This window comes from Roseibium sp. RP-7 (assembly GCF_053005225.1).
This window is the reverse complement of sequence record NZ_JBRKQA010000001.1, coordinates 3086607-3108881: the sequence shown is the minus strand read 5'-3', so window position 1 is coordinate 3108881 and position 22275 is coordinate 3086607. Positions and strand designations below refer to the sequence as shown.

The 22275-nt window shown below is 57.8% G+C and carries 28 protein-coding genes and 1 tRNA gene; 25 read left to right on the top strand and 4 right to left on the bottom strand.

Annotated features, from left to right (window positions below):
• Positions 1-37 precede the first annotated feature (37 nt).
• From ACVDG9_RS13990 to ACVDG9_RS13970, 5 genes are all read left to right on the top strand, one after another.
• Positions 38-928, top strand: a complete 891-nt coding sequence (locus ACVDG9_RS13990; protein ID WP_228930207.1) for a DMT family transporter — start codon at positions 38-40, stop codon at positions 926-928.
• Between the two features lie 73 nt (positions 929-1001).
• Positions 1002-1289, top strand: coding sequence for an acylphosphatase (locus ACVDG9_RS13985; protein ID WP_022998281.1), 288 nt, complete (start codon positions 1002-1004; stop codon positions 1287-1289).
• 144 nt (positions 1290-1433) lie between these two features.
• Positions 1434-2654, top strand: coding sequence for an NAD-dependent epimerase/dehydratase family protein (locus ACVDG9_RS13980; protein ID WP_447238239.1), 1221 nt, complete (start codon positions 1434-1436; stop codon positions 2652-2654).
• Positions 2655-2662: 8 nt separating this feature from the next.
• Complete coding sequence (locus ACVDG9_RS13975; RefSeq protein ID WP_447238238.1) at positions 2663-3529, top strand: glycosyltransferase; 867 nt, start codon at positions 2663-2665, stop codon at positions 3527-3529.
• Positions 3505-4413, top strand: a complete 909-nt coding sequence (locus ACVDG9_RS13970) for an NAD-dependent epimerase/dehydratase family protein (RefSeq protein WP_447238237.1) — start codon at positions 3505-3507, stop codon at positions 4411-4413. The genes ACVDG9_RS13975 and ACVDG9_RS13970 overlap by 25 nt, the downstream gene beginning before the upstream one ends.
• 91 nt (positions 4414-4504) lie before the next feature.
• Here the strand turns inward: ACVDG9_RS13970 and ACVDG9_RS13965 are convergent, their stop codons facing one another.
• Positions 4505-6427 (bottom strand): methyl-accepting chemotaxis protein, encoded by a 1923-nt coding sequence (locus tag ACVDG9_RS13965; RefSeq protein WP_189640169.1) that lies wholly within the window; start codon positions 6425-6427, stop codon positions 4505-4507.
• Positions 6428-6718: 291 nt separating this feature from the next.
• Complete coding sequence (lipB, locus tag ACVDG9_RS13960) at positions 6719-7426, bottom strand: lipoyl(octanoyl) transferase LipB (RefSeq protein ID WP_447238236.1); 708 nt, start codon at positions 7424-7426, stop codon at positions 6719-6721.
• A 98-nt stretch (positions 7427-7524) separates the two neighbouring features.
• On the opposite strand from lipB, the gene ACVDG9_RS13955 reads away from it, so the two are divergent.
• The 6 genes from ACVDG9_RS13955 (at position 7525) to mgtE (ending at position 11380) form a co-directional block, all read left to right on the top strand.
• Entirely contained in the window at positions 7525-7791 is a 267-nt protein-coding gene (locus ACVDG9_RS13955) for a FliM/FliN family flagellar motor switch protein (RefSeq protein ID WP_022998287.1), read from the top strand.
• Positions 7792-7923: 132 nt separating this feature from the next.
• Positions 7924-8010: transfer RNA gene (locus ACVDG9_RS13950), tRNA-Leu, on the top strand.
• A 219-nt stretch (positions 8011-8229) separates the two neighbouring features.
• The gene (locus tag ACVDG9_RS13945) at positions 8230-8829 is read left to right on the top strand and encodes a hypothetical protein (protein WP_447238235.1); all 600 of its coding nucleotides are present in this window, start codon (positions 8230-8232) and stop codon (positions 8827-8829) included.
• Between the two features lie 111 nt (positions 8830-8940).
• Positions 8941-9429 carry a hypothetical protein gene (locus ACVDG9_RS13940; protein WP_447238234.1) on the top strand — a complete coding sequence of 163 codons (489 nt, stop codon included), beginning with the start codon at positions 8941-8943 and terminating at the stop codon, positions 9427-9429.
• Entirely contained in the window at positions 9422-9790 is a 369-nt protein-coding gene (locus ACVDG9_RS13935) for a hypothetical protein (RefSeq protein ID WP_447238233.1), read from the top strand. The genes ACVDG9_RS13940 and ACVDG9_RS13935 overlap by 8 nt, the downstream gene beginning before the upstream one ends.
• Positions 9791-9964: 174 nt before the next feature.
• The gene (mgtE, locus tag ACVDG9_RS13930; RefSeq protein WP_055654668.1) at positions 9965-11380 is read left to right on the top strand and encodes a magnesium transporter; all 1416 of its coding nucleotides are present in this window, start codon (positions 9965-9967) and stop codon (positions 11378-11380) included.
• 28 nt (positions 11381-11408) lie between these two features.
• Here mgtE and ACVDG9_RS13925 read toward each other — a convergent pair whose 3' ends face one another.
• Complete coding sequence (locus tag ACVDG9_RS13925) at positions 11409-11849, bottom strand: DUF1330 domain-containing protein (RefSeq protein ID WP_447238232.1); 441 nt, start codon at positions 11847-11849, stop codon at positions 11409-11411.
• Between the two features lie 49 nt (positions 11850-11898).
• On the opposite strand from ACVDG9_RS13925, the gene ACVDG9_RS13920 reads away from it, so the two are divergent.
• On the top strand, positions 11899-12492 hold the full coding sequence (locus ACVDG9_RS13920; RefSeq protein WP_447238231.1) for a TetR/AcrR family transcriptional regulator: 594 nt from the start codon (positions 11899-11901) through the stop codon (positions 12490-12492).
• A 314-nt stretch (positions 12493-12806) separates the two neighbouring features.
• Here the strand turns inward: ACVDG9_RS13920 and ACVDG9_RS13915 are convergent, their stop codons facing one another.
• Positions 12807-13616, bottom strand: a complete 810-nt coding sequence (locus tag ACVDG9_RS13915) for a MarR family winged helix-turn-helix transcriptional regulator (RefSeq protein WP_447238230.1) — start codon at positions 13614-13616, stop codon at positions 12807-12809.
• Between the two features lie 149 nt (positions 13617-13765).
• Between ACVDG9_RS13915 and ACVDG9_RS13910 the strand changes: the two genes are divergently transcribed.
• From ACVDG9_RS13910 to ACVDG9_RS13850, 13 genes are all read left to right on the top strand, one after another.
• Complete coding sequence (locus ACVDG9_RS13910; RefSeq protein ID WP_055654655.1) at positions 13766-14191, top strand: organic hydroperoxide resistance protein; 426 nt, start codon at positions 13766-13768, stop codon at positions 14189-14191.
• 77 nt (positions 14192-14268) lie between these two features.
• Positions 14269-14553: a YciI family protein gene (locus tag ACVDG9_RS13905; RefSeq protein ID WP_447238229.1), complete on the top strand. Its 285-nt coding sequence runs from the start codon at positions 14269-14271 to the stop codon at positions 14551-14553.
• Positions 14554-14711: 158 nt separating this feature from the next.
• The gene (locus tag ACVDG9_RS13900; protein ID WP_447238228.1) at positions 14712-15134 is read left to right on the top strand and encodes a VOC family protein; all 423 of its coding nucleotides are present in this window, start codon (positions 14712-14714) and stop codon (positions 15132-15134) included.
• Between the two features lie 56 nt (positions 15135-15190).
• Complete coding sequence (locus ACVDG9_RS13895) at positions 15191-15901, top strand: glycoside hydrolase family 25 protein (protein ID WP_447238227.1); 711 nt, start codon at positions 15191-15193, stop codon at positions 15899-15901.
• Between the two features lie 90 nt (positions 15902-15991).
• The gene (locus ACVDG9_RS13890; RefSeq protein WP_370198941.1) at positions 15992-16417 is read left to right on the top strand and encodes a MerR family transcriptional regulator; all 426 of its coding nucleotides are present in this window, start codon (positions 15992-15994) and stop codon (positions 16415-16417) included.
• Positions 16417-16860, top strand: coding sequence for a PaaI family thioesterase (locus ACVDG9_RS13885; protein WP_447238226.1), 444 nt, complete (start codon positions 16417-16419; stop codon positions 16858-16860). The genes ACVDG9_RS13890 and ACVDG9_RS13885 overlap by 1 nt, the downstream gene beginning before the upstream one ends.
• Before the next feature lie 3 nt (positions 16861-16863).
• Positions 16864-17310 (top strand): GNAT family N-acetyltransferase, encoded by a 447-nt coding sequence (locus ACVDG9_RS13880; protein WP_075282972.1) that lies wholly within the window; start codon positions 16864-16866, stop codon positions 17308-17310.
• A 21-nt stretch (positions 17311-17331) separates the two neighbouring features.
• Positions 17332-18504 (top strand): isovaleryl-CoA dehydrogenase, encoded by a 1173-nt coding sequence (locus ACVDG9_RS13875; protein ID WP_447238225.1) that lies wholly within the window; start codon positions 17332-17334, stop codon positions 18502-18504.
• Positions 18505-18525: 21 nt separating this feature from the next.
• Entirely contained in the window at positions 18526-18918 is a 393-nt protein-coding gene (locus tag ACVDG9_RS13870) for a cupin domain-containing protein (protein WP_447238224.1), read from the top strand.
• 70 nt (positions 18919-18988) lie between these two features.
• A complete protein-coding gene (locus ACVDG9_RS13865) occupies positions 18989-19678 on the top strand; it encodes an SDR family NAD(P)-dependent oxidoreductase (RefSeq protein ID WP_447238223.1) in 690 nt (229 codons plus the stop codon).
• A gap of 230 nt (positions 19679-19908) precedes the next feature.
• The gene (locus ACVDG9_RS13860) at positions 19909-20544 is read left to right on the top strand and encodes a TetR/AcrR family transcriptional regulator (protein WP_447238222.1); all 636 of its coding nucleotides are present in this window, start codon (positions 19909-19911) and stop codon (positions 20542-20544) included.
• On the top strand, positions 20541-21503 hold the full coding sequence (locus ACVDG9_RS13855; RefSeq protein ID WP_447238221.1) for a VOC family protein: 963 nt from the start codon (positions 20541-20543) through the stop codon (positions 21501-21503). The genes ACVDG9_RS13860 and ACVDG9_RS13855 overlap by 4 nt, the downstream gene beginning before the upstream one ends.
• Positions 21504-21675: 172 nt before the next feature.
• The gene (locus ACVDG9_RS13850; protein WP_447238220.1) at positions 21676-22266 is read left to right on the top strand and encodes a GNAT family N-acetyltransferase; all 591 of its coding nucleotides are present in this window, start codon (positions 21676-21678) and stop codon (positions 22264-22266) included.
• The last annotated feature ends 9 nt before the right edge of the window (positions 22267-22275 follow it).

The window sequence follows — 22275 nt, the reverse complement described above, 5'->3', positions numbered from 1 at the left end:
CTGAACGACGACGGAACGGATCGCAGATAGGACGCCCATGTCTACCAATTCGAAGAAGCCTATATTCGCCGCACTTGCCATGATCGGGGCAGGGGCTTCGTTTGCCATCGTGAACGGCGCCCTGCAGGCCTCGACCATGCAACTGGGCGTACCATCAACGTCCGCGGCCTTCTGGCAATATGCGCTGGGCCTTCTCGTTGGCCTGCCATTCGTCCTGCGGCGCGGCTTTTCCGCCTTGAAGACACATCAGATCGGGTGGCATCTGGCGCGGGGTGTTCTTGCGGTGATCGGGATCCAGTTGTGGGTCGCCGGTCTCGCGCGGGTCGAGATCTGGCAGGCAATCGCCTTGGTGATGACTTCGCCGTTTTTCGTGATCATCGGCGCCAAGCTGTTCTTCAGGGAACGGGTTGGCCTGATCCGGTGGCTCGCGACGTTGGCAGGCTTCTCCGGTGGCATGGTGATTCTGGAGCCCTGGACGGAAGGCTTCAGCCTGGCAGCACTTTTGCCGGTCGGGGCAGCTGCATTCTGGGCAGGAACTTCTCTCGTCACCAAAAAGTTGACTGCAACTGAAGATGCCGATTCCATAACCATCTACCTGCTGCTGCTCCTGACACCGGTCAATGCACTGCTTGCGCTGGGAGAGGGCGGTATCGTGCCAACCGGTCCGGCGCTGTGGCTGCTCGTGGGGGCCGGCGCCCTGACGGTGCTGGCAAACTACCTGCTGACCCTTGCCTACCAGAAGGCCGATGCGGCTTTCGTTCAGCCTTTCGACCACCTGAAGCTTCCGCTTAATATCGCGGTTGGCTTCTTCGCTTTCGGTTTTGCCCCGAGCGGTGCATTCTGGCCGGGTGCGCTGGTGATTGTCGGTGCGTCGCTGCTGGTCATGCTGGACGAGCAAAAGCGCGATACGCAAGTGTCCACAGCCTGAAGCACACGCAGACGTTTGCGAACAGGCAGGTTTGCACTAAGCTTTTGCAGCATCGCGAACTTCGGAGACCTGAATGACCGCCGATCCATTGACCGTTCACGTGCTGATTGAGGGCAGGGTCCAGGGTGTTGGGTACCGCGCCTGGTGTGCGGGTGAAGCTGAAGACAGGGCACTGGCCGGCTGGGTGCGCAATCTCAGCTCCGGTGGGGTCGAAGCCGTGTTTTCAGGCCCGTCCGATACCGTTGTCGACATGCTGGATGTGCTCTGGCATGGGCCGTCTCTTGCAAGGGTAAACCTGGTCAAGGACCTTGAGCCGGTAGAGCCCTGCTCGGGAGCCTTCGAGGTGCGCGATACGGCTTAACCGGCTGTGGCCAATCGTCTTTTCTATATCAATCGCGACATTCGAAGTTGAGTTGTCACGGAAATATCGCAATGATCTGATCTTTCAGATGAAGCAATCGGTGCCGCGCGGTCGGTGCCGAAACGTGAAACCGGGAGATTTTCAGTGAAGATTGCGATACTTGGCGGTGATGGTTTTGTCGGCTGGCCCACATCCTTGCATTTGTCGGATCAGGGCCATGAAGTTCATATCATCGACAATCTGAGCCGTCGCTGGATCGATGCCGAACTAGGCGTGCAATCGCTGACGCCCATGGATTCGATCCAGGAACGCACCCGGATCTGGAAGCAGGAAACCGGCAATACAATCCGGTTCCACCTGATCGATATTGCCCGCGACTACGAAGTGTTCAAGGCCTGGCTTGCTGAGAACCGGCCGGACGCCATCATCCATTTCGCCGAACAGCGCGCTGCGCCCTATTCGATGAAATCGGATCAGCACAAGAACTACACGGTCAACAACAACGTCAATGCCACGCACCATCTGCTCAACGCGATGGTGGAGCTGGATCTCGATGCGCACCTTGTTCACCTCGGCACTATGGGCGTCTACGGCTATTCCAGTGTCGGCGCGGCAATTCCGGAAGGCTATCTGTCGGTTGACGTCGAGACCCTGAACGGCTCCAAAGCGGCTCAGGAGATCCTTTATCCGGCCAACCCCGGCTCGATCTATCACATGACCAAGTGCCTGGATCAGCTGCTGTTCCAGTTCTACGCCAAGAACGACGGGCTAAAGATCACTGACCTGCACCAGGGGATCGTCTGGGGTACGCATACGGAACAGACCCTTCGCCACAAACAGCTGATCAACCGGTTCGACTATGACGGCGACTATGGCACGGTTCTGAACCGGTTCCTGATCCAGGCAGCCATCGGCTATCCGCTGACGGTTCATGGCACCGGCGGCCAGACACGGGCTTTCATCCATATCCAGGATTCGGTTCGCTGCATTGAACTGGCATTGAAGAACCCGCCGAAAAAGAGTGACCGGGTCAAGGTGTTCAACCAGATGACCGAGACCCACCGGGTGCGGGATCTGGCAGAGCTGATTTCCCGCCTTACCGGCGCGAAGGTTGCCTATCTGCCAAACCCGCGCAAGGAAGCGGCGGAAAACGATCTGGTTGTCGAGAACAAGCAGTTCCTGGAACTGGGCCTCAATCCGATCACGCTGGAAGAAGGCCTGTTGAGCGAGGTGGTGGATGTCGCGAAGAACTTCGCCTACCGCGTCGACCGCAGCCGCGTACCGGCAGTGTCCGCCTGGACCAAGGAAATTGCCGACGAGATCGAACGGGATCCGGAACATCCGCGTCTGAAGTCCGTCTCCTGAGGCCGGGAATGCAAAACGCTCCTAAGTTCGACCAGGCACCTGGAAGCACATGTGCCTATGTGACACTGGTGACGAACCGGGACTATGTGCTCGGCGCGACGGCGCTTCTGCGCTCGCTCCGGCATTCGGGAACCGAAGCTGACCTCGTGGTCCTCTATACGCCCGGGGTCGGTGAGGCGGATCTTGCCGCCCTTGCGGAATTCGGACCTCGGCTTGGCCGGTGCGAGCGCCTGCCAACGAGCGAAAGCTTCAACGCGCGCCATGAACGCGGCCGCATCCACAAGGCGGCCCCGTTCACAAAGGGCGGAAAGCCGGTCTTTCACACGCCTCTGGACAACTTCGTCAAGCTGCGGCTGTGGCAACTAGAGGAATATGACCGGGTCATCTTCATCGATGCCGATGCCATCGTGCTCCAGAACTGCGACAAGCTATTTGGCTATCCCGAGTTCTGCGCAGCGCCCAACGTCTACGACGGCCTGCAGGACTTCCACCGTCTGAACAGCGGTGTCTTTACCGCCCGGCCGAATATGGCCACGTTCGAGGCCATGCTGGCGCGTCTGGACAGGCCGGAGGCCTTCTGGCGACGCACGGACCAGACGTTTCTGGAAGACTATTTTCCCGACTGGCACGGGTTGCCGGTGTTCTTCAACACGCTCCAGTATGTCTGGTTCAACCTACCGGAACTCTGGAACTGGAAGCAGATCCATGTGCTGCATTACCAGTATGAAAAGCCCTGGCAGGAGGGGCATGAAAAGACCGCCAAGTTACGTCCTCTGATCGATCTCTGGCAGGCTTTTGCGACCGGGGTCGACATTCCGGACGATATGGCCGGCCTGCCAGGACCTCTGGAGTGGGCGGCAAGGCAGGCGTCCTGATGCATGTTCTTCTGACCGGGGCGAGCGGAACGGTTGGCCGATTCATCCTGAAGCGGCTGCTTGACGATGGCTGCACGGTTACGCTTCTTGGCAGACGTCCGGTTGACGGCGTCGCGGCAGCCTTTCAGGCCTATGACCTTGCTGACCCGGATCCTCAACTCCCGCAAGCCGATGCACTCGTTCATTGTGCGCTGGTCCATGAGCCCGGCAAGTTCCGGGGCGGTGAGGGTGACGAACCAGAGCGGTTCAGGAAGCTGAATGTCGACGGTACCCGACGTCTTTTTGAAGCGGCCGCGAAGATGGGATGCCGGACAGTCGTTTTCCTCTCCAGCAGGGCTGTTTACGGTGATCACCGACAAGGCGAAAAGCTTACGGAAACGGATGCACCTGCACCCGATACGCTTTATGGCGACGTGAAGCTTGCAGGGGAGAGGGCACTCAAGGTTTTATGCGGCCAGAGTATGCGCGGCATCGTTTTGCGCGCGACCGGTGTTTACGGCCCTGGGTCAGGCTCGGCAGACCACAAATGGTCGGGACTTTTCAGGGATTTTGCAGCCGGTATTCCGATTGCGTCGCGCAGGGGAACGGAAGTTCACGGGGACGACCTTGCTGCTGCCGTTGCCCTGGTTCTGCAAGAGCGACGGGAAAATGAAGAACCATTTCAGATCTACAATGTCTCGGATCTTCTGCTCGACCGCCAGGACCTCTTGGCACTTTATGCGGCCGAAGCAGGTTTGAACCTTGAGGTGCCGGCAGCATCGGACCAGGCGCCAGGCGAAATGACGACAGACCGGCTGCGGGCAATTGGGTGGTCGCCGGGTGGAACTGAAAAGCTGAAAGTGTTTCTGCGTTCAATAGCCGGGCGCGGTGCGGCCGGCAGCTGATGCTCAGCTTTTGAGCGAGCTTTGTTTGTCGGTATGGCAACAAAAAAGGCGGGCTCAACGGCCCGCCTTTTCCATTTGCCTTTGTGCAAGATCAGGCAGCGCGGATGTCGTCGAAGAAGCGGTCGACCTTCGAGCTTAGGTTGGCGGATTCGCTGGTCAGTGCCTCTGCTGTAGACAGAACATCCGCAGCGTTTCGGCCGGTTGACTGAGCGCCACTGGAGACCTGGATAATCGTCTCGGAGATGGCGTCCGTACCCGTGGAGACTTCGTTGACGTTTCGCGAAATCTCGTTGGTCGCCAGGCTCTGCTGTTCAACCGACACAGAGATGTCCTTGGAGATCTCGGACATTTCCGCAATGACGTTGCTGATATCGCGTATGGCTTCAGCAGCGCGGTTCGAAACTGTCTGCATCGCCTGGATCTGCGTTGCGATTTCCTCTGTCGCCTGGGCAGTCTGGTTGGCCAGGGATTTCACCTCCGATGCAACAACCGCAAAGCCTTTGCCGGCTTCACCGGCGCGGGCCGCCTCAATGGTGGCGTTCAGCGCCAGAAGGTTGGTCTGGGCAGCAATGTCGTTGATCAGGCTGACGATCTGGCTAATCCGGTCGGTGGTCGCCACCAGGCTCTGTACGGTCTGATCCGTCTGGGAAGCCGCGCTGGAGGCCCGTTCGGAAATGCCGGCCTGCTCTTCAACACGCCGGGCGATTTCGGCGATAGAGGACGTCAGTTCCTCGGAGGCTGCGGCAACCGAACGGACATTGGCGGCAGTATCGCCGGTGGTCCGGGCAGCCGATTCCGCATCGGTCGAGCTTTGTTCGGAAGTTTGAGCCAACTCGCGGGCAGTGCGTTCAAGTTCTTCTGTGGCGTTGGAAACGGTTTCCAGAACGCTGCGGATTTCCTGGTTGAAACCACCAAGCAACTGGTCGACGGTTGCTGCCCTGCGATGTTTGGCTTCCTGCTCGGTGGCGCGTTCGGCTTCCAGGCGACGCTGTTCCTTGCCGTTGGTCTTGAACACCTCCACGGCATTGGCGATCGAGCCGATCTCGTCGTTCCGCTCCAGCCCCAGGACCGGGGTTTCCAGATCGCCTTCCGCAATCTGGGCCATTGAACTGGTCACGGACGCGAGCGGACGGGCCAGCAGTGTCTGGAACAGGGTACCGAGGATGGCAAGCATCAGCACGGTTGCAATCACGGTCGCAAAGAGTGCCGAATAGCGGAAGCTCGTCAGGCTCGCAAAGGCGGCGTTCCGATCAACGGAAAGGCCAATCTGCCAGTCGACCGGCAAACCGGTGACCGGAACGAACTGGACGATACGGTCGCCATTCACACTGGACGCGTATTGCGGTTCTGCACTGACCTTGACTGGCTCGTTGGGAAACAGCTCACTGAGCGGCTTGGAAATCATGTTGCTGTCCGGGTGCACCAGGATGGTGCCCTGGGAGTCTGCCACAAAGACGTATCCGAGGCCGCTCATGTTCGACGAGGCGAGCATGTTCGCCAGGGTGGTGATGTCAAAGTCACCACCGACCACACCGGAAAGGGTGCCGCCGGTTTTTACCGGTGTTGCAGCCGTCACGATGAGATTGCCGGTTGACGCGTCCTGATAGGGGGCGGTGATCACGGGTCCGCCTTTTGCAACGGCATCCTTGTACCAGGGGCGCACGCGCGGATCGTAGCCTTCTGGTAGATCTGCCGGCGGCCACATGTTGAAGGCGCCGTCTGCTTCCACACCAAAATAGGTCGCGCTGAAATTGCTGGTCAGGGTCTTGAGGTCGAAGAACTCGGGAGTTACCTCGGGCTGCTTGGCAATGCGTTCGGACAACGCCTCGATGAGCAGCATGCGCGCTTCGAACCAGTTTGTGACGATATTGACTTCCGACTGGCCGACACCGGTCATGTAGTCGCGAACTTCGTCCGTCTTTGCGTTGCGCTGAAGGGTGTCGTTGAAGAGGCCGAAGCCGGCGAAGATCAGAACAATGACGCCGGCGGCTGCCAGCAGGATTTTGGTAATCACGCTCCGACGGGAGCGAACTGAGAGAGCCTGGGTCACAAACTTCATTCCCATAGTTGAGAAGGTTTGTGTCTGTATTCGCTCATCTGAATGAAGGAATACTAAATCCGACCGGCTTCTAAGCCGTCTTTGAACTAAAAAAATGAAAACTTCATGCGATTTTGAATGTTACTCGCAAAAATAACAATGGAATTTCTTGAGGTTGCTTTTTGATTTTTGACACAACTCAAGTTTGAACTCGATATTACCTAGAGTTCAATGCGCCTGTTTGAAGCCTCCACCGCGCGAGTGGCTTCACACGGAAACCGTGGGGCCAAATATCTTTTCAAATTCGGCCCGAAGGACGCTGTCGTTTTCGGCCATGGTAACGGGCAGGCCGAGATCCACGAGACTGGTCACGCCATGTTCGGTAATGCCGCAGGGCACGATGCCGTCAAAATGATCCAGTTCAGGCTCCACGTTGAAGCTGATGCCGTGGAACGTGACCCATTTGCGCAGGCGGATGCCGATTGCGGCTATCTTGTCCTCGACCGTCGCCCCGCGGTCTGGCCGGCGCACCCAGACGCCGACGCGGTCTTCCCGGCGTTCGCCGCGAATGTGATAGTGCCAGAGCGTGCTGATGAGCCAGGCTTCAAGTGCGGAAACAAAAGCCCGCACATCCTGCTGACGCCGCTTCAGATCGAGCATGACATAGGCTACGCGTTGCCCGGGCCCATGGTAGGTGTGCTGTCCACCGCGCCCTGTCCGGTAGACCGGAAAGCGGTCGGGAGCGACAAGATCGCTGTCCTTGGCACTGGTGCCGGCGGTGTAGAGCGGGGGATGCTCCAGCAGCCAGACCTGTTCGTCGGCTTCGCCGGCAATGATTCTCTGGACCCTTTCATCCATTTCCCGAAGAGCGGTCTCATAATGGACCAGTTCGTCGGAAATCCGCCATTCGACCGGCCGCGAGCCGGAAACTGGCAGAAAACTAAGGGAAAGAGCGTCTCTATCGGCGGGTGACATGTGGATGACACTTCATTGTTTTTTGAGCTGGCTTGCCATGCCGTGGTATGGTTAAGCGCTGGCGGGTCAGTAGCCCTATTTAAGGATCAAGGCGTCCGATGACTACCTTCGATGAAATCAAAGTCGATATTTCCGTCGTTCTCGGGGAGAACGAGATGCCTGTCCACCAGTTGCTCCGCATGGGGCGTGGCGCCGTTATCGACCTTGATGTGGCCGAAGACGACGACGTGAAGATCTATGCCAACAATACGCTGGTCGCCAAGGGTCAGGTGGTTTTGCTCGGCGAGCGGATAGGCATCTCGATCACGGAAGTTCTGATGCGTCCGCCGGACATCCGGCCCATGCGCACCGATGGCCCTCTGTGAGGGACTAAAGCATTTCTGCATAAGAAAAATCGCGTGCCTGTGAATTAATGCAAAAAGGCCTCTTGCGCCCCCAAATTCCTTTTGCTAAATGGAGCGCCTCGACGCTGAGAGGCGCCGGGAACAATCGAATATGCGGTCGTGGCGGAATTGGTAGACGCGCAGCGTTGAGGTCGCTGTGGGGTAAAACCCGTGGAAGTTCGAGTCTTCTCGACCGCACCATATTCGAAGCATTTCTACCGATGCTTCCTCAAAAGGCTGCCCCTCCGGGCGGCCTTTTTGCTTTTCCGCACTGCCCGCAAAATACCTGATTGCTCTGGGAAAATTCAGATACCGGCTTTTTGGGTTTGTTGCGATGTGCTTTTCTGCAAGGAACAGCCTCAGCGGGCTACTGGCAAAAACCGGTCCGGCATATTCATGCGAAATCGAAGGAAGCCGCACGTGTTCAATTTCCGTTCCATCAGTACTTCGTCCTGTGTGGCAATGATGACCCTGAGCTTGCTGGCAGGTCCGCTTCAGGCGCAAGAACAAGAGAAAGTGCAGGAGGCAATGGTCCCGGCCGGCGCCATTGCCGGTGCAGTGACGTCTCCCGTCGACGGCGATATCAATCGCTTTCGCGCAATCCTCGTTGAAACGGAAGAAGGCGCCGATCTCTACGTCTTTACGGACGCAGGAGAGGGTTGGATACAGGTTGCCCATGCAAAAGACATGGTGTGGCGTGGCGGCATGTACGGCCAGGAGCCCTGGATGGAAGCAACCGAACACGGTTCGTTGAAAATCTATTCGGAAAATTCGGCTGTCGGACGCAACCGTTGGGAACAGGTCCTGACCATTGCCTATCGTAACGGCGTCTTCCGGGTCGCCGGATACACCTATTCCTACTACGATACGCTGGATCCGGATGCGAACGGGCAGTGTGACGTCAACCTTCTGACGGGCAAGGGGGTCCTGAACGGGAAGAACTTCAAGACTTCACTCGGTGCCCTGCCTGTACAGGATTGGACCATGGATACGCGGCCGCCGGAGTGCGAGGTCGAGTGATGCGGCCTTTGCGGCGAGTGTCCGCACTGGCTGTGGAAGCGGTTCTGAAGGGCTCTTGATGACGCTTTGTCGTGTTGTTGTCCGTCATTGAGAAAACACGGGAGGGATGACATGTCCGATATCGCAAGGCCGGATTGGCGCTGGGTTATCCGCGGCATGATTCTGACGCTCGTCATCTGCCTGTTGCTGATACAGCTCTTCCCCGAAATTTACGCCGTAAAGGATTTCTGGCTTGTCACTGTGCCGAGTGGCGCCTTATGGGGCAGCTTCTTGTCGCGTCTCTTGAGCGAGCCGGGGCTCTGGAAACTTCTCGTGACGAGCGCGGAAGGTGCTGCGATGATCGTCGTGCTGTTTCTTGTGGTGTTTCGTCCGCTGATTGCCTGGAAAGCGTATCTGGTCTGCGTCGCCTTGACTGCCGTCTCGGCAATCCTGTTTTTTACCTACGTCCTTCCCGCAATGCCGAACAGCAAGCTGCTCATGGTCTTGGCTGGCAGTCTCTATTCATCGTTCCGCTATGGCGTCACGCTTGCGCTGCTCTATGCGCTCGCGCTCACGTCGGACACAGCGCCAACCAATCGGCAGCTTCCCGCCCATGCGTGAAGGTGTAAGACAGGGCATTGCGGAGCTACTGAGAGCCCTCCGGACCAGGTTCGTTCTCGTGTGGCTGGCACTTGCATTTGTGTCGCCGGCGGCATTTGCGCAGTCACTTTCCGTTTATCCTGCCGTTGATCCGGGCAGGTTTGGCGCGATGACGTGCCAGCAGCTTTGGTATGTCGAGCAGGAGGTGCTGGCTGCGGGCAGAGTGTGTCTTGCCAGCGAAAGAGCACGCCGCGCGTTCCGCCGTGCGGAGCGATGCATTTCCGATGACGAGGCCATTCTGCCACAGGACACGCGTGACTATCTCGATCACCTGCGAAGCGTTGCAGCGGACAAGGGGTGCAGCGGCCCCGAGAGGCGTTGAAGGACTTCAAGGAAAGTTGGCAGGCTTTTGAACCAGGCTAGCATTTCGGAGTTAAGTCTGTGGACCGGTTTCGCTTTTCCGGTGGCGCTTTGTCGCCGCAAACGCTAGATCTGGTGAGGAGTGTCCGGTGCCTTTCGCCGGAAGAGTTCGTTGCGTTTTGAGGGGAGGCGCCAGATGAGTGAAGCATCCGAGCTTGATGTCACCGCCTCTCCCGTTCCCGACATTCCGGTGCGCGACGAGGATGAGCATCTCAATCGCGAGTTCATTGCGGCTGTTGAAGCAGCAATCGAGGCGAACGATCAGGATGGCTTGAGGCACCTTGCCGCCGATCTTCACGAAGCTGACACCGGTGACCTTCTCGAGACGCTGGATCCGGAGGATCGGGCGTCCTTCATCCGGCTTCTGGGCGAGGACTTCGACTATACCGCGCTGACCGAGATCGATGAGGCGGTGCGTCTGCAGGTTCTGGAAGACCTGCCGACGGAAGTCATTGCCGAAGGTCTGGGCGAGCTCGATTCGGATGATGCGGTCTACATTCTGGAAGACCTCGATGAGGACGACCAGGCTGCGATTCTGGAAGAACTGCCCTATGCGGACAGGGCCCAGCTGCAAAAGGCTCTGGATTATCCGGAAGAAAGCGCCGGCCGGCGCATGCAGACCGAATTCATTGCGGTTGCCCCGTTCTGGACCATCGGTCAGACGATCGACTACATGCGCGAGGCCCGCGACCTTCCGGACAGCTTCTACGAAATCTACGTGGTCGATCCGACGTTCAAACTGCTCGGGTCCGTTCACCTGGACAAGATCCTGCGCACCAAGCGGGACGAGAAGGTCACTTCCATCATGGAGGAGACCCGCCAGGCGGTGCTCGCGACGGAAGATCAGGAAGAGGTCGCCCGCCGGTTTGAGCGATACAACCTCGTTTCATCCGCCGTTGTCGACGAGAATGACCGTCTGGTCGGTGTTCTGACGGTTGATGACATCGTCGACGTCATCCAGGAAGAAGCGGAAGAAGACCTGCGTGCCCTGGCCGGTGTCGGTGACGAAGAGATTTCCGATAATGTGATGACCATTGCGCGCTCGCGGCTGACCTGGCTGGTCGTCAACCTTGGCACCGCCGTGCTTGCCTCGGTGGTGATTGCGCTGTTCGAGGACACGATCGAGGCCATGGTGGCGCTGGCGGTGCTGATGCCGATCGTCGCTTCCATGGGGGGCAACGCCGGCACCCAGACGATGACCGTTGCCGTGCGTGGTATTGCCACCCAGGAACTGGGTGCACGCAATCTTTTGCGCGTTCTCAACCGCGAAATTCTGGTGAGTGTGTTCAACGGTGTTGCCCTGGCCATCCTCATCGGGGTGACTGCCTGGATGTGGTTTGGCAGTCCGGGGCTCGGCGTGGTGATTGGCGGTGCGATCGTGATCAATCTGCTGTTCGCGGGTCTCTCCGGCCTTCTGATCCCGATCGCGCTCGACAAGATGAACGTCGATCCGGCGATCGCCTCGAGCGTCTTTGTGACGACGGTAACAGATGTGGTCGGTTTCTTCGCCTTTCTCGGCATCGCGGCGCTTTGGTTCGGCCTGCCGTTCTAGCCTCCAATCGGCAGGCCTCGTTTAAAGGTCAGTCACCGCAAACCAGAACCTTCTGTCGCAGACATGCGGCCGTGCGGTGATGGAAGGCCTCGCGATAGGCGCTGTCCGAATAGAGTGCGACCAACGCGGTTAAATCGGGATAGGCGCCGATAGCGACCAGATCCCAATCCTCGTCCTGCCCCAGGAACATGCCCTGAAACGGTCCGACATAAAGGAACCGTCCACCAGCCCGCTCCATGGCCGGCATGCTTGCAGCCGCATAACTGGCAAAGGCTTCCTGGCCCGACTGACCCGTCGTTCCGTCCGTATATTTCGCGGCGGCATTCAGCTTGAAGAAATTGATCAGGGTTATGGGTTTGTCGTTCGCCCGGCTGAGGATCTGCGTCCATTGGCTTTCCGTCGGGCTGGTGCCGTCGGTTCCCGGGCCGTACCAGGTTACGAATTGGGCTGACTGTTGCTTGACGTCCATGAGGCCTCTCCATAACTTTACACGTGTCAAATTGCAGGAAAGTTTACACGTGTCAAGTCAAGCCAGAGTGCAACGCACGCGCGCGGAAATTCTCGATAGTGCCTGGACGCTCATCTCGCAGCGGGGAGCGGACGTGTCGCTGGCGGAAATCGCCAAGGCCGCAAAAATCAGCAGGCAGTCCGTCTACGATCACTTTGGTTCGCGTGGGGGGCTGATTTTGGCGCTCGTCCGGCGGGCTGATGAACGTCTCGACATACGGGCAAAACTGTTTGCAGCCTTTGACAGGCCACAGCCGCGCGAACGGCTGAATGCTACTGTTGCCGTCTGGATCGGCTTCGTGAAGGAAATCTACCCGGTTGCCTCGGATCTTATCCGCCTGCGAACCACCGATGCGGACGCATCGGCGGCGTGGGAAGACCGTATGTCGGAACTGAGGCAATGGTTGCTTGTGTTGACCGGATCGCTGGAACGCGACGGTGCGCTGCAATCCGTCTGGACAGCGAAGTCGGCTTCAGAATTTCTCTGGGCGTCGTTCAGTGTGCAGGCCTGGGGTCTGTTGATACAGGACTGCGGCTGGGACGAGGGCGAGGCGGAAGCTGTCCTGACGAGGACACTGCGGCAGGCATTGCTGACGGAAAAATGACGTCGCCGAGGTCGTGAAGGTGGGGCACTAAAGGCAAACACACCTGACAGGGAGAGGAATAGCCCTGGTTCAAAGGTTCGGCGGGCAGGCATGCCAGGACTATGGCTGCTTCCTGTCGAATGTTTTGTTGTCGAATTCAACAAACACGACGTCATGGAAGGGAATGCCGGTCGACCAAGACTTGAGCTGCGCTGCAAAAGGTCACGCAGACCCGTTATTGCCAAAACAAAAGGCCCCGAGATTTGTGCTGGTGCAGCAACCTCCCGGAGCCTGTTTGATGGCTACTCATTTTGCCCGCTGCTCAATGCCAGGTATCACTCCAGGCCAGCTTTACGCAAATTGTCCCGAAGCGTCATGACCTTTGCCTGAAGGTCGATGACTTCTTCCAGTTTCAGTCCGGTCGAAGACATGATGCAGGTGCTGAAATGTTCCGTTTTCTTCTGCAAGGCGCGGCCTTTGCGGGTCAGTTTCAGGATAACCTGGCGCTCGTCCTTGATGTTGCGTGTCCGCGTGACCAGCCCCATGGCCTCAAGCCGCTTTAACAGTGGCGTCAGCGTGTTGGTGTCGAGCTGCAGCTTGGACGTAATGGTACCAACCGGAACGTTGTTTGTTTCCCAGAGCACCGTCATGGCCAAGAACTGCGGGTAGGTGAGCCCGACTTCCTTGAGCAACGCCTTGTAGACGCCGTGCATTGCGTGGTTGGCGGAATACAGCGCAAAACACAAGTGCCGGTCGAGCGGCAAGCTGCCATCATGGATTTTCTGACTGTCGTCGTCCTGGTCGCTCGCAGGGTCATTGGCAGAGGATGCAGATGCGGCCTGTTCGGTGCCGGGATCTTCGCCAGCCTGCGTTTCCGCATAAACATCAGGCGTCTCCCCGGTATCAGCTATCTCTTGGCTGGCAGGCGTTTCGGCGACGGCAACGTCAACTTCCGCTTCGCGTGTGTCATCGCTTTCAGCGCCGGAAGCCGCTTCCGCCTCAGGCTTGGCAGCGGCCTTCTTGCGCTGTTTCTTCTCAGACTTTTCGGCTTTTGCCGGCTTGTCTTTTTTTTGTTTTTCAGTCGCTTCCGGCGCGGAAAATCCAATCGCGTCCAGCAGGGACATCTGGTTTGTGGTCTCGCTCATTCGCCCCTTATAAATCGCGCGCGATATGGTCGCAACTGTTGACGAATTGGAAGCGTGTGTATATGTGGGTAATTTATATCGTGTACGATTAAAACGTATGAGATATATAAGGCTGAATGACTTGTTATTTGAGAAAAAGGAGCCTGCAGATGGCTGTTGATGTGAAATATGAAACCAAGGCAAAGGCCACCGGCGGCCGCGATGGTGCGGCGGAAACGTTGAGCGGATCCTTCAAGGTCAAGCTGGCGACGCCGAAAGAACTCGGCGGCGCAGGCGGCGAAGGCAATAACCCGGAAGAGCTGTTCGCAGCCGGATATGCAGCCTGCTTTATTGGCGCGATGAAATTCGTCGGCGGGCAGGAAAAGATTGCTGTCCCGGCTGATACATCCATCACCTCGACGGTTGGCATCGGTCCGCGCTCGGAAGGCGGGTTCGGTCTGGCGGTCGCGCTGGAAGTGTCCCTGCCGGGTTTGGACAAAGCTGTAGCTGAAGACCTCGTTGCCAAGGCACACCAGGTCTGCCCCTATTCAAACGCCACCCGGAACAACATTGACGTCAAGCTGACTGTCGTCTGACACAGATTGTCCGGTTCGACCTTTTGTGGTCGAGCCGGACCTCTTTTTGGGCTTTCTGTTGGTGGAAAGGAGCTTTCGTGAGCCTTTTTGTTATCGATCTTCACTACACTGCTGATCTATGGGAAATAGACGCTCTGGCGGAAGAACACAGGTCCTTCCTGCGGGATCAGTATGAGGCCGGTCTGTTCCTGGCGTCCGGTCCGAAACAGCCGCGAACCGGCGGTGTGATCCTGGCGCGCGCAGCAGACCGTGTCGAAGTCGACCTGGCGATCAACAAGGACCCGTTCAAGTCGGCGGGCGTTGCGGAATATACCGTGACGGAATTCAAGCCGGTCATGCACGCACGGAACTTCCCGATTTGACGCAATCACGGGCGATCACCTCTGTGCGGAATGCGGCCGTCACACGACAAATCCAATTGGCGATGGCGATTTGAAAGAAAACCTTGCCGGGTAACCTGAAATTCCCGGCGGATGGGTGTTAAGAAGGGCCGACTTGTCTCACGCGGAGAATTAAGAACATGCGGCCGAAGCTTGATGGCATCCTGGAAACCGCCGTTTATGTCGACGACATGGAGACGGCTCACTCCTTTTATTCCGAAATCCTGGGATTGAAGCGCATGGTCGCTGGAGAAAGGTTGTTTGCCTATGATGCCGGCCCCGCGCAGGCGCTTCTGGTGTTTCATCGCGGCCATACCGGGGAGGACGTTGAGACGCCTGGAGGTATCGTTCCCGGGCACGATACGTCGGGTCACAGTCATTTCGCGTTTCGCATTGGGTCCGATCAACTGGAACCCTGGCGGGCTTACCTGGGCGAGATGGGTGTGGAAATTGTCAGCGAGGTCGTATGGCCTGCAGGCGGCACCAGCCTTTATTTCAACGACCCGGATGGCAATGTCCTGGAGCTGGCGGCAGCCCCGCTCTGGCCGAATTACCTATCGTGATTCTTAACAGTTTTGCGGCAGGGTGACGGCGTTTGAAAGTCATAACAGGTGGCGCAATGAATATCTTGCAAGCGGTCCTGCGGACATTGTTCTACGTTGCCGTCGGCGGGGTGATTTCGATTGTCGGAGCGGCGTTTTTCTTCATGAACTGGGAGCCTGACCGGAACCAATACACGATCCGCGGCATCGATATTTCGCACCACCAGGGTGATATCGACTGGGCGCAGGTGGCGGCGGACGATATTGCCTTCGTCTACATGAAGGCAACGGAAGGCGGAGATTTCAAGGACCGTGCCTTTGCCCGCAACTGGGCCGGAGCAGGAGGCGCGGGTCTGGCGCGTGGTGCCTATCATTTCTTCAGTTTGTGCAAATCCGGCCGCGAGCAGGCGCAAAACTTCCTGTCGGTTCTGCCTCAGGACAGCGACATGCTGGCGCCGGTGGTGGATCTGGAATTCACCGGGAACTGCGCGCGCCGTCCGCCGGCCGAGGAAGTGCTTCAGGAAATCAGTGATTTCGTTGCTCTGGTCGAGCAGGGGCGCGGCAAGCAGGTCATCCTTTATGTGCCGGAGGACTTCTACCTGGACTATCTGAAAGGCAAGGGCCTGAACCGCCGTCTCTGGACGCAGTCGATCTGGCATTCCCCCGGCTATGTGTCAGACTGGTCGCTCTGGCAGTACCATGACCGGGGCACGATCAAAGGCATTTCCGGCGATGTCGATCTGAATGTCCTTCATCCAGAGAAGAGCTTGGATAACCTGAAATCCTGATTGCTCAAGTGCATGAAATATAAGCTTTAAAATTGACGTGTTGACTTTAACGTAAAAAGACGGAACTGTGCGCTCCAACAAGGAGCGGGCATGCAGCGTTATTACACCATCACCCAGCTGACGCAGGAGTTCGACATTACCACCCGAACCCTGCGGTTCTACGAAGCGCAGGGGCTGGTGTCGCCGACGCGCCGGGGGCGTCAACGCCTTTACACACCCGGTGATCGTACCCGCATCAAACTGATCCTTCGCGGCAAGCGTCTCGGATTTTCCCTGAACGAAATCAAGGAAATGATTGAGATGTACGGCAGTGCGCCCGGTGAAACCGGCCAGCTGCGGCTGCTCCTCGACAGGATCGCCGCCCGCCGGGCAGAACTTCTCGAAAAACAGCGCGATATCGAATTGACCCTTGTTGAACTCGATGATGTCGAGGCCGGTGCAAAAGCGCGCATGGTCGAGCTTGAAACAGGCCCGGACCAACTGTCTGGCGCCGTTGCGACCTCGGAGGACAATTGATGGATCTTTCGCCTCGAGACGAAAACTGGGAACCCCGTGTTCGGGCCAGTTTTGCCGCGCAGAAATTCATGGCCCATCTGGGGGCGAAGATGGTTCACGTCTCGCCCGGAGCGGTCGATCTGGAATTGACGATGCAGCCGGAACTGACACAGCAACACGGCTTTTTTCATGCCGGTGCGACGTCCTCCATTGCGGACAGTGCGGCAGGCTATGCAGCTCTGACGCTGTTTTCCGCCGGCTTCGGGGTGTTGACCAGCGAATACAAGATCAACTTGCTCAATCCGGCGAAACAGCCGGTGCTTCTTGCGCGTGGCCGGGTTGTCAAACCGGGACGAACGCTGACCATAGCCAAGGCGGATGTCTACGGACTGGATGACGGCGAACAGGTGCATGTCGCAACGGGGCTGTTCACGCTCATGAGCGTTGCTGGCGTCAAGGACTGAAGAATGACCGATATCACCATCAGGCCGCTGGAACGATCCGACAAGCCGGGCTGGCTCGAACTCTGGAAGGCCTATCTTGCATTCTACGAGCAGGATCTGGCGCCGGCAGTGACGGAAACCCTCTTTGAGCGACTGCATTCCGATGCAGGCCACCGCGCGTTCGTGGCAGTTCAGGAGAATGAGCTGGTTGGACTGGTCCATTACCTTTTTCACGATAGCACCTGGGCCAGTTCGTCCACCTGCTATCTGGAAGATCTGTATGTCAGCGAGAAGCTTCGTGGTGGCGGAGCCGGCCGCAAGCTGATCGAGGCGGTCTACAGGGCCGCGAGCGAAGAACCGTCTGCCAGCGGCAAAGTCTACTGGCACACACATGATCACAATACACGCGCCCGGCAGCTTTACGACCGGATCGGCGTTTTGAGCGATTTTGTCCGATACGACAGGCCTTAAGAACTCTGGGAGGTAATCAAGATGATCCGTAACGATTTTCCGGGTTTCAATTTCGATCTCGGCGAAACCGCCGACATGCTGCGCGACACCGTTCGGTCCTACAGTCAGGACCGGATTGCGCCACTGGCAGAAAAGATCGACCGCGAGGACTGGTTCCCGCGGGAGCTCTGGCCGGAAATGGGAGACCTTGGCCTTCACGGGATCACAGTGGAGGAAGAATGGGGCGGTTCGGGTCTGGGCTACCTGGAGCACTGCATTGCCATGGAAGAGGTCAGCCGGGCGTCCGCCTCCATCGGCCTCAGCTATGGCGCTCATTCAAACCTGTGTGTCAACCAGCTTCGCCGCTGGGGAAGTGACGACCAGAAGAAGCGCTATCTGAACAAGCTCGTGACCGGTGAACATCTGGGTGCGCTGGCCATGTCGGAGCCGGGCGCTGGCTCAGACGTCGTTTCCATGAAACTGAAGGCGGAAAAGAAGGGCGATCGGTACGTCCTCAATGGATCAAAGATGTGGATCACCAACGGTCCGTCCGCCGATACGATGATCATCTATGCCAAGACCGATCCGGAAGCCGGGCCGAAGGGCATTACCGCATTTCTGGTCGAGAAGAGCTTCCCAGGTTTTTCCGTCGCGCAGAAACTCGACAAGCTCGGCATGCGCGGGTCCGAAACCGGTGAACTGGTATTCCAGGATTGCGAAGTGCCGGAAGAAAACGTTCTCGGCCAGATTGGCAAGGGCGTCAACGTGCTGATGTCGGGTCTGGACTACGAGCGCGCCGTTCTGGCTGCAGGGGCCGTCGGCATCATGCAGGCAGCCATGGACGTGGTCATTCCCTATGTCCATGAGCGCGAGCAGTTCGGCCAACCGATCGGCACGTTCCAGCTTGTTCAGGGCAAGGTCGCGGACATGTATGTGACCATGAACGCCACCAAGTCCTATGTCTATGCGGTTGCCAAGGCGTGCGACCGGGGCGAGACCACGCGCGAAGACGCCGCTGGTGCAATCCTCTACGCTGCCGAAAACGCAACCAAACTGGCACTTGACGCAATCCAGTTGCTTGGTGGCAATGGCTACATCAACGAATATCCGACCGGGCGTTTGCTGCGTGACGCCAAGCTGTACGAGATTGGTGCGGGAACTTCCGAAATTCGGCGAATGCTGATCGGTCGTGAGATCTTTAACAAGACGGCCTGATCACCGAAGTCGGAGAATGGCATGAAACAGACCCGGCTTCCCGAAAAGCCCGACGCGAAATCTCCGGCGGGGGCCGATATCCGTTTCATCATGGATGGGCCGACAGGAAACATGATCCATTCGACTGTTCCTGTCGGCCAGACCAACCGCGCAACACGGCACAGGACCGTGCATGAGTTCTGGCATGTGCTTTCCGGCCATGGACAGATCTGGAGGTCCAACGATGCCAGCCAGGGCGTTGTCGACCTGGAAGCCGGCGTCTCCATCGATATCCCGGCTGGAACAGCTTTCCAGTACCGCAACACCGGTGAAAGCGTTCTACAGTTCATCTGTATCTCTATGCCTCCCTGGCCAGGGGATGACGAAGCCGAATTTGTTGATGGGCCCTGGGAAGCGACGGTCGGCAGCACCTGAGACCAATTCTACTGGCGAACCGATCCGGCTTTTTCTGCGTATCGCTGTCACGACGAAAGTGAGGCAGTGAATGACGTCAATTGCGGTAATCTTTGGGGCCAGCGGCGGAATTGGCTCAGCCATGAGAGACCACCTTGAAGCGGGCAGCGACTACGACAAGGTTATCGCCCTTCAGCGTACGTCGTCACCACCTCTGGACCTGCTCGACGAACGCATGATCCAGGCCTGTGCCGACTGGATAAGGGAGAAAGAGGGGGATGTTCGATTGCTGTTCGATGCCACCGGAGCTCTCACCTTGGGCAGTGCCCGTCCGGAAAAGAGCCTGCGCGAACTCGATCCTGAAGTCCTTGCCCGTTCATATGCGATCAACGCCATTGGACCGGCACTGCTGATGAAACACTTTTTGCCACTCCTCCCGAAAGAGGGAAGAAGCGTCTTTGCGACGCTTTCGGCCCGGGTCGGTTCGATCGGCGACAACGGTCTTGGCGGATGGTTTGCTTACCGGGCCGCCAAGGCTGGGCTCAATCAACTGGTCCGTACGGCGTCTATCGAGCTGGCACGCAAAAATCCCTCTGCTATCTGTGTTGCGCTTCATCCCGGCACGGTGAAAACACCCTTGACCGAGAACTTTGCGAAAACCGGGCTCGATGTTCAGGAACCGGCTGTTGCAGCAGAGCGTCTTGTCGATGTGCTGACCAGTCTTACGCCTGCAGACACCGGTGGATTTTTCGATCAAACCGGCAGGCCGATCCCCTGGTAGGCTTGGCGTGGGCTTAAATCCCGGCATGTTGCGATCACCAAGCGTTCTTCGTCCGCTCAATTCAGGTTTTGGAGGGGAACTCTTTCGTTTTTCAATGCCTCAATTTCAGAAACCCCGCTCGCTCGCTCAAACGCGTTTGGCGCATCCTTGCTAGCCGGTGACAGGAAGGCGCTGCACGGTCGTCAAGCAAGTTGATTGACAGCATACCAACTGGTCGGTATGAGTGGTGTATGGCAGAGAAACCTCAAAAGACCAAACGGCCGGATGCGCGGATCAAGCTGCTGGATTCGGCACTGCGTGTGATCCGCATGAAGGGCTACACGGCCACCACCGTCGATGATCTGTGCCGGGAGGCGGGCGTGACCAAGGGGGCCTTCTTCCACCACTTTCGTTCGAAGGACGATCTGGCAGTGGCCGCTGCTGACTATTGGTCTGAAACGACCGGGGCTCTGTTCGAGAAGGCGACGTATCACGATCCCGAAGATCCATTGGACCGGGTGCTCGGCTATCTCGATTTCCGCAAGGCACTGGTGCAGGGCGATGTGCCGGAGTTCACTTGTCTGGTCGGGACCATGGTCCAGGAAGTCTATGACACGAACCCCTCCATCCGCGATGCCTGCAACCGCAGCATAACAGGGCACGCCGCAACGCTGGTTTCCGACATCGCAGAAGCAGCTGAAACCCGGGGCGTTGAAGTTCCAGGTGGTGCGGAAAGCCTGGCGCTTCACACACAGGTCGTGATCCAGGGGGCATTCGTGCTGGCAAAGGCCGGCAATGCGCCGTCGAAAGCAACTGACAGCATCGATCATCTGAAACGCTACGTCGAACTGTTGTTCGGCCGGTCTAGAAACGGGAGAGCGCAATGAGTGAAGTCGAAATTCGCAAGGAAGGTCTGACACTGGAACTCAGCCGCGTCATAGCCGCGCCGCGCGAGGCGGTCTGGCAATGCTGGACCAATCCCGAATTATTGAAGCAGTGGTTTTGCCCGAAACCCTGGTTCGTACCGAAGGCCGACATGGACGTCCGTCCGGGAGGGCGTTTCAACACAGTGATGGCCGGTCCGGAAGGGGAGCTGTTCGAGAACGTCGGAATGTTTCTGGAAGTTGTCGACGGTGAGAAGCTAACGTTCACGGATGCCTATTCGGAAGGATATGTGCCGCGAGAAAACGCGTTCATGACCGGGTATGTGGAACTGGCAGATGTTCCCGGTGTTGGTACGCGCTTCACATGGGGGGCTCGCCACACTTCGGAAGCAGACAGGAACAAGCACCTGGAAATGGGTTTTGAGGAAGGCTGGAAGGCCGCTTCCTCCCAGCTTGATGAGCTTGCTAGGTCGATTGCCATTGAGGGCTTGCAAACAACTCCTGCGTTTTCCGCCAAGGTGCGCACTTGCCTGTTCTTCAGTGAGAAGGGCGAAGAAGCCGCCAAATACTATACGTCCCTATTGCCGGATAGTGTGATGGGTTCGGTCTTCAGGCCGGATCCGAATGGACCTGTGCTTGTTGCCGAGTTCACCCTGGCGGGCTCACCTTTCATGGTACTGAACGGCAACCCTGATATGCAGCCAAGTTATCTGACCTCGATTTCCATACTGACGGAAGATCAGGCAGAAACGGACCGGCTTTGGCAGGCACTTCTTGCCGATGGGGGGGAAGAAGGGCAGTGCGGCTGGTTGAAAGACCGCTACGGTGTTCACTGGCAGATCGTACCGAAGGCGTTGCCTCGGCTGATGCATGCAGGCAATCCGGAGCGGGCCGGCCGTGTCAGTGCTGCCCTGATGAAGATGAGAAAGATCGACATTGCCGGGTTGGAAGCCGCTGCCTGAATTGGAGCATTCACGCAGCTCGTTGTCTTGATTGCCCAACAAGGCTTGAGCGAAGAATGAGAATTCGAAACGCCGCCTGTTGAGCGGCGTTTTGCTTTTGTGGAACAGACACTTTCACCGGGATTGCCGTCCCCATTCTTTCCGTGCAACTTTGCTATCCGGAGGAGTGGATATGACACATAACGATCCCGTCCATATTCAGCTTGCAACCCCGGAGCGCTGGGCGGATCTGGTGGATTTGTTCGGACCGGAGCGGGGGGCGTCTGGCGGTTGCTGGTGCATGTGGCCGTTCTTGCGGGGAAGGGACTGGAAAGCGATGACCCGTGATGAACGGCGCGATGCATTCCAGCAGAAAGTGGACACTGGTCCGGCGCCAGGGCTTCTGGCCTATCGCGGCAATCTGGCCGTGGGCTGGATCGCACTCGGTCCACGTATGCAGTATCTGCGTTTTCAGCTTGGAAAAACCTCCCAGCCGCTGCCCGATGACAGTGAACAAGCGCTGGCGGCGACATATGCCGTCACCTGTTTCTTTATCAGAAACGGACATCGCAAAACCGGGTTGATGTCCGTGTTGCTCGATGCAGGCATCGACCATGCCAAAGCGCAAGGAGCGCATCAACTGGATGCTTGTCCAATGGAAACGGAAAAGCCCCTTCAATGGGGAGAAGGCTTCGTTGGTATGGCAGACGTCTTCCGTAGAGCTGGTTTTGTCGAAATCGCACGCAGAAGCCCGCGGCGGCCGCTGATGCGCAAACTTCTTTGAATGGATTAT